Source organism: Cupriavidus sp. SIMBA_020, from assembly GCF_046535395.1.
GTDB classification, from domain to species: Bacteria; Pseudomonadota; Gammaproteobacteria; order Burkholderiales; family Burkholderiaceae; genus Cupriavidus; species Cupriavidus campinensis.
In genome coordinates, this window is record NZ_JAWRWU010001837.1 from 1 (window position 1) to 230 (window position 230).

The 230-nt window shown below is 65.2% G+C and carries 1 protein-coding gene; it reads right to left on the reverse strand.

Annotated features, from left to right (window positions below; genetic code table 11):
- The coding region (locus tag SB751_RS35950) for an aminotransferase class I/II-fold pyridoxal phosphate-dependent enzyme (protein WP_410749721.1) at positions 1–230 on the reverse strand (230 nt) is incomplete at both ends.

Genomic DNA, 230 nt, shown 5'->3' on the forward strand with positions numbered 1-230 from the left:
CCGCAAATTCGCCGCGAGCGTCTTCGAATAGCTGCCGAGGTAGATCACGCGCTTCAACTGATCGAGGCTCGCGAGTCGCGTCGCCGGGTAGCTCGGCGGGCACAGGTCGCCGTACACGTCGTCCTCGATCAGCGGCACCTCGCGCGCGGCGAGCATCTCCACGAGCGCGCGCTTCTTGTCGGCCGACAGCGTGACGCCGGTCGGATTCTGGAAATTGGTCATGAACCAGC